Here is a 14392-nt window from a genome sequence, read left to right as displayed (position 1 = left end):
TGCTCTCTTTCCTTATTCGGGAAGAAAAATTGTTCTTTGCGTTAAAAAAAATGAGACAACCTTTTCGAATGTAAAAAAGCTGAAAGTAGGGGTAGCAAAAAAGACCTATCCGAATAGATAGGCCTTCCATATGTTTTGTTTTAATAAAGGTCGATCGTTATTCAGATAAATATTTAGTGCTACCAAAGTACACAGCTCTGATAGGATTGTTTGTGATTATAATATTTACCATTTTTGTTGACATTGTTGATTTTTAATCGGTTGCGAAATTAGAAAAAATATTTTAATAGCAAAAACTTTTTTTAATTTTTTTCAAATGACTGAAATTTAAAAAATTCTGTTTATCAATTATTTTTAACACTATGAACGGAAAGTCGTTTTACTGGGCTAAGACGTGCTGCTATCATTTGCTGAACGAAGTGCCTTTGCGTCTGGAAAATATTTTCAAAAATGTAAATAAAAACCATGCGACCTTTGCGTTAAAGATTTTTCATAAATTAAATCAAAAAAATAAAATTCAAATGTTGGAAAATCATAAAAATATCTTAAAACAACAAATCAACTCGATCCATTAATTTAAAAATTTTATCTTTGGGAAGAATTGAGTAATTCGGACACAAAATGATGATAAAAAAATTAAAATCTTTTTCAGAAAAAGCTAAATAAAACTTTTAACTGTAACCGTTTTGAAAACAGATATCGACATTCACAACCACTGTCATTTTTCTTTTGACCTGTGGCTCACTTTAATCAAATCTCATCCTGAATTTAAAGCAAAAAGAGTTGAGCTGTTCTCCTCATTTTTTAACGTAAAAAAACCGATTGAGGAAGTTGCGAAAACCGTAAAATATTATGATGATCTTTGTAATACCATTAATGAAGTTATTGGTGGCAATATCGATACGTTCGAAATATATTTACTGATATTGGGATCTTTGAATGTAGATGTAAAACAATTAGATAGAACTCAATTAAATGAATTTTATCTAAAAAGCGAACAGCTTTTCCTGGAATACAAACCCATGATAATTTTTGAAAATTTGCACCAGTTTTTTGACGAAATTAAAAATCAGGGCAAAACAATCAATATTTTAAGCAATACAGGATTTATCAAAGGAACCACGATGAGGAAATTCCTGATCAATGAAAACCTCGATCAGTATATAGATTTTCATATTTATTCCGATGAATTGAATTGTTCGAAACCCAATCCTCTTGTGTTTCAGGAGGTGAAAAACAGGATTAAAAACCCGGATCTGCAAATGCATCAGATTTTACACATCGGCGACAACCCGATTGCTGATTACAAAGGTGCCAGAGATTTTGGTTTCAATGCCCACTTACTAAAACACCAACTATAATTGTGAATAATTATGAACAGGAGATACAGCTTACACCACATTCATTCGGCGGACGAATTCACTTTTTCGCCTGCAGAATACAGCTATTTCAAGTATGGCGATAAGTCGTATGCGGAGAAATTCGCGAAAGAGTTATTCGAAGGTTTTATTGCTGAAAACGAAAGCCTTTTAGATACGGATAAAGAAATTGTAGTGTTGCCGAGTCCTTATATGGCGATTCCTACGGCTTCTAATTTTCTGTGTTTTTATTTTAAAAAATATTTGGATTTTTATTTATTCCAGAAAGGAAAAAAATCCAGCATTTTATCGAAAATTAACAGAAATCATACCTACACGACAGATTATGGAAATCTGAGTTTTGAAGATCGTAAAAATTTGATTGCCAATGATACTTATTATCTGGATAAAGATTTTTTACGGGGAAAACTTTGTATTTTTATAGACGATATCAAAATCACGGGAAGTCATGAATTTACAGTGAATAAAATCCTTGATGAATTTGACGTAAAAGCAGATTTTTTATTCATGTATTACGCTGAACTGATGAATTTTAATATCGACCCTAAAATTGAAAACTTCTTCAATTATTATGCAGTGAAAAATGTAGAACACATCGCAGAAGTAATGGTGAAGCCGAGTTTCCAGTTTAATACAAGGATTGTAAAATATATTTTAGGCTTAGAATCAAGTAAATTTGAATATCTTTCGTCTAAAGTAAAAAAGGAACAGATGGATCACTTGCTGGAACTGGCGATCAGCAACAATTACCACCTGATAAAAGAATACGAAAACAATATAAACATATTAACACAAACCGAATTATATTATGGCTATTAACTTACAGAAAGGACAAAGAGAAAATATAAATGCACCAAAATTCACGGTAGGCTTAGGATGGGATATCAACAATACCTCGACAGGAACTGCTTTTGATCTGGATGCGTCTTTATTTTTATTAGGAGAAAATAAAAAGTTAATTTCTGATAATCACTTTATTTTTTACAACAATCTTGAGTCTCCGGATAAAGCAGTGATTCACTCCGGTGATAACCTGACAGGTGACGGAGCGGGAGATGATGAGCAAATTAAAATTGATTTAACTAAAATTGATGCCGCTGTAAAAGAAATTACAGTAGTAGTAACGATTCACGATGCAGATGCAAGAAAGCAGAACTTCGGGCAGGTAAGAAATTCTTTCATCAGAATTTTCAATACGGATACAAATGAAGAAATCCTGAAATACGAGCTAGACGAAGATTTCTCCATCGAAACGGCAGTGGAATTCGGAAGAATCTACAACAGAAACGGAGAATGGAAATTCGAAGCAGTAGGAAGCGGGCAAAGAGAAGGCCTTGAGAAATTTGTATCAATTTATCAATAATGTATCATGGATAATCAGGAAAATCAACCAATAGATCCTCTTGGGTCAATCGAACCTTTGAAAACGTTTGAACCAACTTCTATGACTCCGCCGGCTCAGCCAGCTCAAAATGCGGCTCCAGCGGTTCTTGTAGACAGGGACGGAAATGTAAACCTTAACCAATTGCAGGTAGAGGAGCGTCAGAAATACGAAACGATGGCCAATGCTATCGATGAAACAAACCCGGGATCCATCGTGAATTTCGGTGCAGATCTTCAAAAAACGCTGGCCAATCAGAGTGACAGCTTTTTAGGAAACGTAAGAAGATCAAATTCTGGTGAAGTAGGTGAATTGATTAACAATTTATTAGTCGAATTAAACTATGTAGATGTTGATGAAATCAACAACAGAAATCCTGTAAAAGGTTTTTTAAGCAAGTTGCCTTTCATGAAAAAGGTAATGACGCAGGTTGAAAATCTTTTTGCTAAATACGACAAAATCGTTAATAATATTGATCAGATTTCACATAAGGTAAATGCTGGAATTATCACTTCTTCTAAGGATAATGCGGTGTTGCAGACTATTTTCGACAGCAATGTAAATTCCATCAAACAAATTGAAGATCTTGTGATTGCAGGAAATTTAAGAATGGAAAAAGCATCTCAGGAATTGGCGGAAATGGAAACGAATGTTCAGAATTATGCAGATTATCAAATTGCTGACAAAAGAGATTTCATTGCTAGATTAGACAGAAGAATGGCCGATCTTAAAGTCGTTCGTCTGATTATGATGCAGTCTCTTCCGCAGATCAGATTGGTTCAGAATAACAACGTTTCGATCGCTGAGAAAGCACAGACTATTTTAACGACGACGTTACCGGTTTGGAAAAACCAGCTTTCTTTGGCGGTTGCGATGCACAGACAGCAGCAGAATATTGAAATTCAGCAGAAAGTATCTTCTACAACGGAAGAAATTTTAAGAAAAAATGCCGAACGTCTGGGGCAAAACTCAAGAAATGTTGCAAGAGCCAACGAACAGACCATTGTCTCTGCCGAAACATTGAGAGAAACCACCAATATGTTGATCAGTACATTAAATGAAGTAAAACAGATCCAAAAACAGGGCGCTGAAAACAGAAGAAAGCTGGATCAGGATTTACAGACATTGGAACACGAACTAAAAGCAAATATCAGAAGTTAATAATACAGGACTAAGGTGGATGATGAAGCTGTAAGCATACTATCACAAAGCAAAAGAAGATTAACGAAACTTAAGCTTCTTTCGAATTTTTTTGAAAATGTTGATATAATCTCGATCTATATCAAGACGGATATCATACACAAACTTTTCGAAGAAAATAAAACGCTGGATTATAACAAATTAGAGCTTTTTCACCTTCAGTACACCGACAGTTTAATAGAATTGCTGACCAAAATCAAAAAGAAAAAGGAAAACGATCTGTTGGCTGTTATTAACGAGATTAATATTAATAATCAATACATTGAGGCTTTTGAAGAAAAGAAAGTCGACAGTTTTGAAACAGACAGGAAGATCTACAGCGGTATATTTTCCCAGCATCTGAGGAATCTGTATAAAGATCTTACGGAGGATAAATTTACCCTGAACTGGAATGATGTTTTGTATTTTCAAAAAAGATACGCAGCAGAATTTTACAGAACGGATGCCGATGAAAGCAAACTGAAAGCGCATTCGGTTCCTTCTTACCGGTATCAGGATTATTCGATCGAGCGAAAATTGCTGGGCAAGCTGAATATACAGCAGTTTAAAGTTCGTTTTGTGTGTGGCTACAGAATTGAGAGGAATGAGTATGAATTGTTTAAGATTTTTCAATCAAATGAACATTTTATATTTAATGTAGAGGAAAAGAGAATGTATTTAATCGATGATGAATTATCTTATTTAAATACTTCCGAAAATGAATCCAACCAGATTTCGATTATCAATCAGTTGAAAAAGAAAAATGAAGAGTTGGAAGAAACCATCCACGAAAGGAAACGGAAATTGCCCGATGATGTAGAACCTGTTTTAAAAGACTATCTTCGAAATCTCGAAAGTATAGATATTATGAGCAAAATATTCGACGTGAATGAAGAAACGAATATTCTTCGCGCCATGTTGAATTTAAATTTAAATAATTAATAAAAAGACAAATTAGCAGCCAAGCTAGTTGGTCTAATAGAATGAAAAGGCTAATTTAATTATTAGTTGAATCACTTAAAAAAAATAATAAATAACAAACATAAAAAGATGGCTATTAACTTACAAAAAGGTCAAAGAATTAACCTTACGAAAGAAAACGGGACAACTCTTACACAGGCTTGTGTAGGGATCAACTGGGGAGCAATCGAGAAAAAAGGTTTTTTCGGTGGAGTTACGAGAGAAGCAGTAGACTTGGATGGAAGCTGTATTTTATATGATTCAAATAAAAACGCGACGGAAGTTATTTACTTTGGCAATTTAAAATCAAAAAACGGTTCTGTAAGACACAGCGGAGACGATTTAACAGGTGATGTAAACGGAGACGACGGTCTTGATAATGAAGTGATCACCGTAGATTTCAGCAATCTTGAACCTAATGTAGAGCATGTTGCTTTGGTTCTAAACAGCTACAAAGGACAGGATTTCGGAACAATTCCTTTCGCTTCTATCAGAATTTACGAAGGAACGCCTACGAATGTAAGAGAAGTTTTCGCTAAATATGATATTGCCAACGATGCATCTTTCAGAGGGCATGTTGCAATGGTGATGGGTGTTTTCTACAAGAGAAACGGAGAGTGGAAATTCAACGCAATCGGAGATCCTACCGCTGACAGAAAATTACAGGAAACCATAGAAACTGTAAAACAGAAATACTTGTAAAATCGTTCAATAGAAGCGGGCTTTAGCCCGTTCAAAAAAATAGGTTTCCAATTCGGCTTTAGCCAAAACTTATTTACTATTGAAATCAGATTTTTCAAAAAAATAAAAATCGGCAATACTTGTACACTGTACAGCTATTGCTTTTATCATATAATAACAGATATAAAAGTGGAACAAAATACTAGTATTTTAGACCTTCATCCCGGTCTTGTTTGGGGATTTGCGATAACGGTCGTTATCATGTTGCTTCTGGATTTAGGAGTTTTCAATAAAAAAAGTCACGAAGTTTCTTCCAAAGAAGCTACCATCTGGTCAATTGTATGGATCTCGCTGTCTATGGTCTTTTCCGGAGTGGTGTATTGGGTTTACAATACAGACGGAGGAGCCGGAAGTCATGCATTGGCGGTAGAAAAATTCACGCAGTATCAGGCGGCGTATTGGATCGAGAAAGCGCTCTCGGTGGATAATTTATTCGTATTTATCCTCGTTTTTGGCTTCTTCAAAGTTCCGAAACGCCTGCACCACAAAGTTCTTTTCTGGGGAATTATTGGGGCGCTGGTTTTCAGGGCGATCTTTATTTTTGCCGGAATCGGACTTATTAATCTTACTTACCTTCCTGAAATGAATATTTTCGGACATGCTGTGAAGATCAATGTAGTTATGACACTCTTTGGATTATTCTTGGTATATGCCGGAATTAAATCATGGGGTGAAGGCGAAGATGATGATAATGAAGACTTTGGCGATACACCCGGAGCGAAGTTGGTGAAAAGATTCTGGAAAGTTTCAGACAACTATGACGGAGACAAATTCTTCACCATACAAAACGGAATCAGAATGGCAACACCGCTGTTGGTAGTCGTTGCGGTGATCGAGTTTACAGACGTACTGTTTGCCGTAGACTCTATTCCTGCGATTTTTGCGATTTCAAATGATCCGTTTATCCTTTATACATCGAATATTTTCGCGATCTTAGGACTTAGATCACTGTATTTTCTGTTGGCGAATTTTATTCATATGTTCAGCAAATTACCTTACGGATTGGCCATTATTTTAGCCTTCATCGGAGTTAAAATGTTAATTGCTCCATGGATTCACATTCCTTCACCGATTTCGTTGGGAATTGTAGGGGGAGTACTTGTAATTTCAGTTCTTTTATCGGTTTTATTCCCTGAAAAAGTGACCGGAGATAACGACGACAAAAAAATAGAAGAGTAATATTAAAATCAAAATAAAAAAGGCTTTACCATGTGTAGAGCCTTTTTTGTTTTCGTTAAAATTAAAGATTTCTCCTTCCCTCGAAATGATATTGTAATTTCTTATTAAAAAAACTTTCAAACTCCAAAACCCTCAAACCCTCGAATCCCGTAACCCGCATCTCGCCCCTCACTTATATTTCAACAGCTTATTAATTTTCCGTCTCGTCTGCAGAGAAATCTTATATGCTTCATCGCGAAGTTTCTGAATTTTCCCGACAGGCTGAAAAAAAGGTTTACTTTCAAAAGGATTGAAAGAAAGCAGTTCGTTATCACAGGCATTCGGATCGAGAAGCGAATTTTTTTCGATCTTCACTTCCCCGATTTTTAGGTAAGGTGAATGTTTCCATTCTACATTGAGCTTATTGATGGGCTGATATTTCAGGTCATAGCAAATCTGAATCAGTACATCAGCATTAAAATCATTTGTTTTAAGATAATTTGAAAGTGCATCTTTTGTTTTTAGTTTTTTATTAAAATTTTTATCAACGGATTTTGGACTTAATTTAATTTTAATCATATTTTCTCCCAATCGGTAAGCACCGACAGAATGATAATCAAATGATAAAATAAAATCGTTTCTTTTTCTCCAAAGCTTAAAAATATTCTTTAAGAATGAGCCGGTAAATGTTGAAGGAATTACCTTTGAGATTTGCATCATTAATGAAAATGAACTCCATTTTTTTACAAAAAAACGGTTGACGGAAGTAAACAATTTCAAAAACGTACTCACAGAATTGATGGGAAACAACGGGAAATTCACCAAAGGATAATTGGCGATCAGATCACCGCTTTCGTCCTTGATCTTCACCGCAAAACCATACGCGGGAATATCTTTTTTACCTTTATTAATTTTCAGATGGGCGTTCGAAAAACGGATGATGAGATCATATTTCTCCTTATCAAAAAACTGTTGAAGCTCTTCCGGAACATTTTTATCAATGAGAAATTCTCCCTTTGCGACGGCATAGGTCTTTGCATGGGCATTTCTGGTAGCATAATGAACGTCGCTGACAGAACTTGACTGCTCAACAAAATCTGTAATGCTGTTTTTGCTGATTTCAAGGAGTTCTTTTTCCTCATCGGTCAGCTTATCGTATTTCTTATTATATTTTTGTGGATGTGGCATTTAGTTTTTAAATCCAATTATAACGCCAAGTATCGGAATTGCTATTAACTTAATATTAAAAATATTTGAACTTTTCTCGGCTGGAAGCGGGAAGTAAGAATATGTAAGCTTAATCCATTGAAAATAAAATCATTGAATCAATCAAAATTAAAACTTCCATCTCACCACTTCCATCTTCCGGCTCTAAAATCTTATCTTTGTAAAAAATATCAATTATGGGAGTAGCAGATATGTTATTTAAACGTAAAAAAGAATTGGCAGAGAAAAACCTTAAAGAAGGCAAAGAATACATGGAAGAATATGGCAAGAGAGAAAGTGTAGTTCAGTTGCCAAGTGGTTTGCAGTACGAAATCATCACGGAAGGAGACGGTGAAAAGCCGGGACCGAAGTCTACAGTAAAATGCCACTATCACGGAACAACAATTTCCGGAAAGGTTTTTGACAGCTCTGTAAAAAGAGGGACACCTGCATCTTTTCCTTTAAACAGAGTGATTGCAGGATGGACGGAAGCACTTCAGCTAATGCCTGTCGGAAGCAAATGGAGACTGATCATTCCTCCGCATCTGGCTTACGGAGATCAACAGATCAGCAAAGAAATCGGACCCAACAGTACACTTGTTTTCGAAGTGGAACTGCTGGAAATCAAATAAAATAAAACTTAAAAATAGCTTAAAAATTTACCCGTATTTCGGGTAAATTTTTTTTATTTATGTATATTTAATGTTGGCAAATGCAAAGGTGTAAAGACGTTTATTGCATTATGTTTTAAAGCGCAGGAAAATCGAAGATTTTCAGCAGGTAATATAACGCTAAATTTTATCGAAGATAAAATCGTTACGCCTTAAATAGTTTAACATATTATTTCTTTTACGTCTTTGCGTTTACCAACATCAAGTAAAGCATATAAATGAAGAAACTACTTTATTTTTTAGCAATTTTCAGTCTCTTGATTTCCTGTGTTTCAAAGAAAAACCAGGTTATCAAGCAGAATATTCTTACCCTGAAAGACAGTTATTGCAAGGCTCCTTTTCAATATAATTATGTCAATAAATTTCCGTCTTACAACTCAGATTCCATCATTGCTGCAAACCACGATCTGAAAGGATTGTTTTCCGATCAAAGTATTTTAATTTTAAATGCATTGGATAATCTGGATGAGGTGCATCAGATCATGGAACTTAAAAAAGACACCTCACTAGAATCTCAGGTGAAAGTTTTACAGCTTAAAAGCAAAATCAATAGTAAAATAACCATTGCTTTAACGGAATTGGATGCTGTAGCCGCGGAATTTGATTGTGAAGGTGAAAGGGTGGCACAAATCGGAAACTATGTCGACAACCTGAATGATTCCAGAAATAACAAACTGATTCTGTATTCTATTGTTGCGGGTGCTGCAGCTTCAGTGGCGGGCGGAATTGTGCAGGATAACGGCTGGAGCAATGCGATTGACATCAGCGGAGGGGTTCTGGGAGCCGGTTTTGGATTAGCGACCTTAAACCCGAAAGGGAAGAAGGTGGAATTTATTCATTCACGAAATCTGTTGAGGGATATTTGGAAACAAAAACTTGAATCTACGAATTTCCCGCCTTTCGTATGGTATATGTATACGGAAAAAAAATTCTCTACTAAAGATGGAAAACCGATTATCCAGAATATTAAGAAAAGGTGGCTTCATTTTCAGTTTGACAATGATTTGAAAGCAGCGGATAAATCAGTAATTTTCAGTGATGGAGGATTTTACCGTTCGGATGATCTTCACAATCGCGCTGCCATGCTGAATCAGATGCAGTCGGCAACACGCACGATCAATCAGAATATCAATTATTTATTGTTGGATTTGGATAGGCTGATCCTTTAATGAAAATTTAATGTAATAAAATTTGTTACAATTAAAAAATTATTTATATTTGCATTATAATTAAGATGAACAATACAAGATTTGCTACGGCGATACATATCATGACCTTATTGGCGCAAAGTCCACAGGAATGGCTTACTTCCGAGTGGATCGCTGGAAGCATTAATGTAAATCCTGTCATTGTTCGTAAAGAATTGAGCATTTTAAGGGAAGCTGGCCTCATTACAAGCCGACAGGGAAAAGTAGGAGGGAGCCAATTGACCAAAAATGCAGATTCTATAAGTATTTCTGAGATTTATCTTGCTGTAAAGAACACGGAAGTATTAGGAAAGAAAAATCAGAATCCGAATCCGGCCTGTACGGTGGGAAGGGAAATCAATAATCATCTGAACGGATTGTATGATGAAATGGATCAATTGGTTTTAAATTTTTTAGGGAATAAGTCGTTGAAGCAATTCAGTGATCAATTCAGCTAAAATTTTTTGACTATAAATGTAACAATATTTATTACAATTAAATAAAATAAAATTATATGAAAAAAGTAGCGGTAATCGGTGCAACAGGATTTGTAGGAGCACAGGTAGTGAAAGAGTTGGCAAACAGAGGGTATGAAGTGGAAGCCATCGTAAGAGATGCCTCAAAAGTACATGAAAATGAAAAGGTAAAAGTAAAAAGTGTTGATGTAAATAATGTTGATGAACTTGCCAATGTGCTAAAGGAAAGTGATGCGGTAATCAGTGCTTTTAATGCAGGCTGGACGAATCCGAATTTGTATGATGACTTTTTAAAAGGATCAGAAAATATCGAAAAAGCCGTTGAAAAATCCGGTGTGAAAAGATTTATTACCGTAGGTGGAGCGGGAAGCTTGTATATCGACGGAAACCAATTGGTGGATTCTCCGGAGTTCCCGGCAGAATATAAAGCAGGAGCGACGGCGGCCAGAGATTATTTAAATAAAATTAAAGAAAATAAAACGTTGGATTGGACATTCTTCAGTCCCGCAATCGAAATGCATCAGGGAACTGCAGGCGTAAGAGTTGGAAAATACAGAACGGCTTTAGACAATCCGGTATTTGATGAAAACGGAAGAAGTATTCTTTCTGTGGAAGATGTAGCGGTAGTTTTGGTAGATGAACTTGAACAGAACAATCACATTCGTGAGCGTTTTACCGCTGCTTATTAAATGACTAATTTTTTCGTAGATATATTTAAAATTTCGGGGGGCTCGTCAAAGACGAGCCCCCCGAAATCTATACAGATTAAATTATTTTATAAATTCATAAACAACTTCGGATTTACCGGAGTATTGTTTTTGTGTACTTCATAATGAAGGTGAGGTCCTGTAGAACGTCCTGAGTTCCCGGATTTTGCAATTACCTGACCCACTTTTACCTTATCATTTACTTTAGCTACGAGTTGGGATAAATGCCCGTAAAGTGTTGCTAAACCATTTCCGTGAGAAACAATCACACAGTTTCCATATCCGCCTTTTTGTCCTGAGAAAATCACAGTTCCTGCAGCCGTTGCGATCACGTCAGACCCGAAAGGAACGGCGATATCCAATCCTTTGTGGAACTGCATTTGGTCAGCTTCAGCCGGAGCATTATTTTTTTCGGTTGGTTTGGTTGTATTGGAAGCGATGGCTTTTGTAGATGAATTAGCTGTTGGAGCCGGAGCAGCAGGAGCTGCTTTTGGCGTTACCATTACTTTTACCTGTCTTTTTTCTCCATAGCTGTCGGTCACTTCAATTATTTTTTCTACCGGTTCAGCTTTTACTTCAGGTTTTGAAGCAACTGCAGCAGCTGGTTTAGATTCTGTGGCTGCACCGGATTTTACGGATGCAAAAACAGTTTTAAATGGAATCGGGTTTTTTCTGATCCCGAAGTTGGATGAAATATATCCGTCAGTCGGCATTCCCAAAGGAACCTGCATCAGTTTGTTTTGAAGATCCATCAGGTATTGGCTGTATCTGTTGGCCTGTTTTGCCAGGTAAACGGAATTCGAAATACTGTCTTTGCTCAGTACTGCTACTTTTTCGCTGGAAACATCTTTAGATTTCAGGAAAGAATTCAGTTGCGCTACGGTTTGATCTACTAATGTAAGATCTGTTTTCATTTTTAAGTAATCTACACTGTCTTTTTCAGTGTTTATTTTTACAAGGTTCACTTCGTAATTTTTGTCATCCTTTTCAGAATACAATTTTGCGATGAAAATGCCTTGGGCAAAAACTACTAGTAAAAGTCCTCCCAGAAGGAGATTTACATTCCTTTTGCTGCTTAGAAATTTCTTCATATTTCTTCTCTTAGTATATTACAAAACGGTTTTAAAGGTGCAAATTTAATAAAAATAAATTTTGGGTATTATTTTTAACAAATAGACAGTGTAATTTCTTCATTTTTATTTAAATGTCATCACAGAGTCATTTATTCATGTCATTTTTTCCTCACATTTATTATCAATTATTAACAGTAAATCTTCATTTTTATTGCCCATTCTTCCGGATTTCGATATAAATACGATGTCCATTATTAAAATCGATTGAATTTTGGCAATAAAAATTTGATAAAATTTCTTTTAAACAGGGACTATTTGGTAGAGGTTAGTTTTTATCAGTTTGAGATAGAGGAAAATAAGAAGCTTTTCTTTTTTAATATAAAATTTTCAAACTTTGAATGTATATTTACGGGATAAAAAAATCACTTGTTGTTGATTTTTTATTGATTTAATTAATGGTAATAAAGTATTAAGTGTAAAATTTAAATCAACTATTGAATCAAAAAAATAAACCATGAACTCAATTGATATGCGAAAACCTGTACTATTTTTAGTTTATTTTCTATTACTGTTTTTTACAGTTTCTTGTTCTGACCCGGCAAAAAAACAAAATAGAACGGAGGAATCTCTTAAAAAAGAAATAAATAATTTACTGGAGGCAGAAGATATTGCAAATCCTAAAGAGCTGCTTAATAAGGCAAAGGAATTAAAAAAACGAGCTGCGGAAATTCACTACGATTTAGGAGTACTTGGATGCAACTTAATTATAATGAACAAATTGAGTTCGTTTGGAAAATTTAAAGAAGCAATTATAGTCAGTAAAGAAAACGAAGTATTAATAAAGAAAATAAAGAGGGATGATTTGAGCTGTCTACATTACACATATTTAGGTGCTGCGTATTCCAATCTTGGGTTGGTAGATGAAGGTCTGAATTATTTGAATGAAGCACTTAAGTACAACAACAAGATGAAGGATGGCAATAAAAAATATCTTTTTTTAGGAGTGATATATGCTGATCTGGCTTTCCTGGAAGCTATGCGAAATAAATCTCCGGTTCCGGGGCTTACAAAAAAATATTATCAAAAAGAACTTGAGGCGCTTCAAAAAATTGACGATTCTAAGGACATTGAACGTAGAAAAAACTCTTCATTGGCATTTCTTTACCTGAATTTGGGCGTAACGAGTAATCGGGAGAAAAAGACAAAGGAAGCGAAAGAGTATTTTCATAAAGCATTGGATATCTGTAAAAAATATAACATCATAAAAGATGCTCCGCTCATTGTTCATAATGAAATGTCGTGGCTTTTATATGATGAGAAAGAATATGACAGCTGCATTGCGTATGCTCAGAAAGGGATCATTCTGGAAAAAAGCGACAGTAAACCGCAAATACGAAGAGATCTTTTTGAAGTATTATACGAATCCTATTCAAATAAAGGAGATTTACAAAACTCTGCAAAATATACCAAGCTTTATATGAAGCTGAACGATAGTATTCTTGATGCTCAGGAAATAGCAATCAATGACCCTGTTAAAAATATTGTTCAGGAAAAAGAAAAAGATCATAAAAGTAATTTGATCAACATTTTAACAATAATCGGAGCTGGAATTCTTATCCTGGGTATACTCACATTTTTGCTATGGCGCAGAAATCAAAAAATACTTCATACAAAATACGAGAATATCATATCGGAGCTGAAAAATGAAGAGAACAAAACCTCTGTTGAGGTGATGCCAAACCAACCAGCTTTAAATCTCGAAAAAATCCTGAATATCAACGATAATACAATAAGTACCATCCTCCAAAAACTGGATAAGTTTGAAAAATCTGAAAAGTTTCTTAAAAAAGAGATGAATCTTTCCTATCTGGCAAATTCTCTTGACACCAATCCGCGGTATCTTTCGGAAATTATTAATCAGTATAAAGGTAAAAATGTCAATAATTATCTCAATGGACTGAGGATTCACCGTATCACAGAATTATTGTATAAAGAACCTGTGTTTCGGGAATATAAAATCACTTATCTGGCCGAATATTGTGGGTTTGCCTCCAGAGAAGTTTTTGCAGCGGCTTTCAAAAAAGAAACCGGGGTAACACCGTCCTATTTCATCAATCAGTTGACAATTGATGAAAAAAATACATAAAATCATTAATCATAAATTACTTTTTAATTCTGGTCTTTTGACCGGAATTTTTTTTTGCAATACAGTTTTTATTTATAGAAATATCATGAAATAGTGAAAAATGATCAAAAAATTAAATCAAATCCAAA

At 35.0% G+C, this 14392-nt stretch carries 14 protein-coding genes; 12 read left to right on the top strand and 2 right to left on the bottom strand.

The window, feature by feature from the left end:
- The first annotated feature begins 686 nt into the window (after positions 1 to 686).
- The 7 genes from BMX24_RS19750 (at position 687) to BMX24_RS19720 (ending at position 6819) form a co-directional block, all read left to right on the top strand.
- Positions 687 to 1361, top strand: coding sequence for an HAD family hydrolase (locus BMX24_RS19750; RefSeq protein WP_089795947.1), 675 nt, complete (start codon positions 687 to 689; stop codon positions 1359 to 1361).
- Positions 1362 to 1373: 12 nt separating this feature from the next.
- Complete coding sequence (locus BMX24_RS19745) at positions 1374 to 2198, top strand: phosphoribosyltransferase family protein (RefSeq protein WP_089795944.1); 825 nt, start codon at positions 1374 to 1376, stop codon at positions 2196 to 2198.
- Positions 2188 to 2742, top strand: a complete 555-nt coding sequence (locus tag BMX24_RS19740) for a TerD family protein (protein ID WP_089795942.1) — start codon at positions 2188 to 2190, stop codon at positions 2740 to 2742. The genes BMX24_RS19745 and BMX24_RS19740 overlap by 11 nt, the downstream gene beginning before the upstream one ends.
- Positions 2743 to 2748: 6 nt before the next feature.
- Positions 2749 to 3921, top strand: a complete 1173-nt coding sequence (locus BMX24_RS19735; protein ID WP_170835760.1) for a toxic anion resistance protein — start codon at positions 2749 to 2751, stop codon at positions 3919 to 3921.
- A gap of 15 nt (positions 3922 to 3936) precedes the next feature.
- Positions 3937 to 4881, top strand: a complete 945-nt coding sequence (locus tag BMX24_RS19730; protein WP_089795940.1) for a hypothetical protein — start codon at positions 3937 to 3939, stop codon at positions 4879 to 4881.
- A 108-nt stretch (positions 4882 to 4989) separates the two neighbouring features.
- Entirely contained in the window at positions 4990 to 5601 is a 612-nt protein-coding gene (locus tag BMX24_RS19725; protein ID WP_089795938.1) for a TerD family protein, read from the top strand.
- A 168-nt stretch (positions 5602 to 5769) separates the two neighbouring features.
- Positions 5770 to 6819 (top strand): TerC family protein, encoded by a 1050-nt coding sequence (locus tag BMX24_RS19720; RefSeq protein WP_089795936.1) that lies wholly within the window; start codon positions 5770 to 5772, stop codon positions 6817 to 6819.
- A gap of 168 nt (positions 6820 to 6987) precedes the next feature.
- Here BMX24_RS19720 and BMX24_RS19715 read toward each other — a convergent pair whose 3' ends face one another.
- Positions 6988 to 7986, bottom strand: a complete 999-nt coding sequence (locus BMX24_RS19715; protein WP_089795934.1) for a catalase family protein — start codon at positions 7984 to 7986, stop codon at positions 6988 to 6990.
- 215 nt (positions 7987 to 8201) lie between these two features.
- Here BMX24_RS19715 and BMX24_RS19710 point away from each other — a divergent pair, with 215 nt between their 5' ends.
- The 4 genes from BMX24_RS19710 (at position 8202) to BMX24_RS19695 (ending at position 11027) form a co-directional block, all read left to right on the top strand.
- Positions 8202 to 8636: an FKBP-type peptidyl-prolyl cis-trans isomerase gene (locus BMX24_RS19710; protein WP_089795932.1), complete on the top strand. Its 435-nt coding sequence runs from the start codon at positions 8202 to 8204 to the stop codon at positions 8634 to 8636.
- A 257-nt stretch (positions 8637 to 8893) separates the two neighbouring features.
- Positions 8894 to 9844, top strand: a complete 951-nt coding sequence (locus tag BMX24_RS19705; RefSeq protein WP_089795930.1) for a hypothetical protein — start codon at positions 8894 to 8896, stop codon at positions 9842 to 9844.
- Between the two features lie 65 nt (positions 9845 to 9909).
- Positions 9910 to 10320: an Rrf2 family transcriptional regulator gene (locus BMX24_RS19700; RefSeq protein ID WP_089795928.1), complete on the top strand. Its 411-nt coding sequence runs from the start codon at positions 9910 to 9912 to the stop codon at positions 10318 to 10320.
- 56 nt (positions 10321 to 10376) lie between these two features.
- Positions 10377 to 11027: an NAD(P)-dependent oxidoreductase gene (locus BMX24_RS19695; RefSeq protein WP_089795925.1), complete on the top strand. Its 651-nt coding sequence runs from the start codon at positions 10377 to 10379 to the stop codon at positions 11025 to 11027.
- A gap of 86 nt (positions 11028 to 11113) precedes the next feature.
- Here BMX24_RS19695 and BMX24_RS19690 read toward each other — a convergent pair whose 3' ends face one another.
- Positions 11114 to 12136, bottom strand: coding sequence for a M23 family metallopeptidase (locus BMX24_RS19690; protein ID WP_089795923.1), 1023 nt, complete (start codon positions 12134 to 12136; stop codon positions 11114 to 11116).
- Positions 12137 to 12632: 496 nt separating this feature from the next.
- Between BMX24_RS19690 and BMX24_RS19685 the strand changes: the two genes are divergently transcribed.
- The gene (locus BMX24_RS19685; protein ID WP_089795921.1) at positions 12633 to 14264 is read left to right on the top strand and encodes a helix-turn-helix domain-containing protein; all 1632 of its coding nucleotides are present in this window, start codon (positions 12633 to 12635) and stop codon (positions 14262 to 14264) included.
- Positions 14265 to 14392 lie beyond the last annotated feature (128 nt).

It is taken from the genome of Chryseobacterium wanjuense (genome assembly GCF_900111495.1).
Taxonomy (GTDB): Bacteria; Bacteroidota; Bacteroidia; order Flavobacteriales; family Weeksellaceae; genus Chryseobacterium; species Chryseobacterium wanjuense.
The sequence above is the reverse complement of the archived record's forward strand: the minus strand, read 5'-3'. Positions and strand labels throughout refer to the sequence as shown.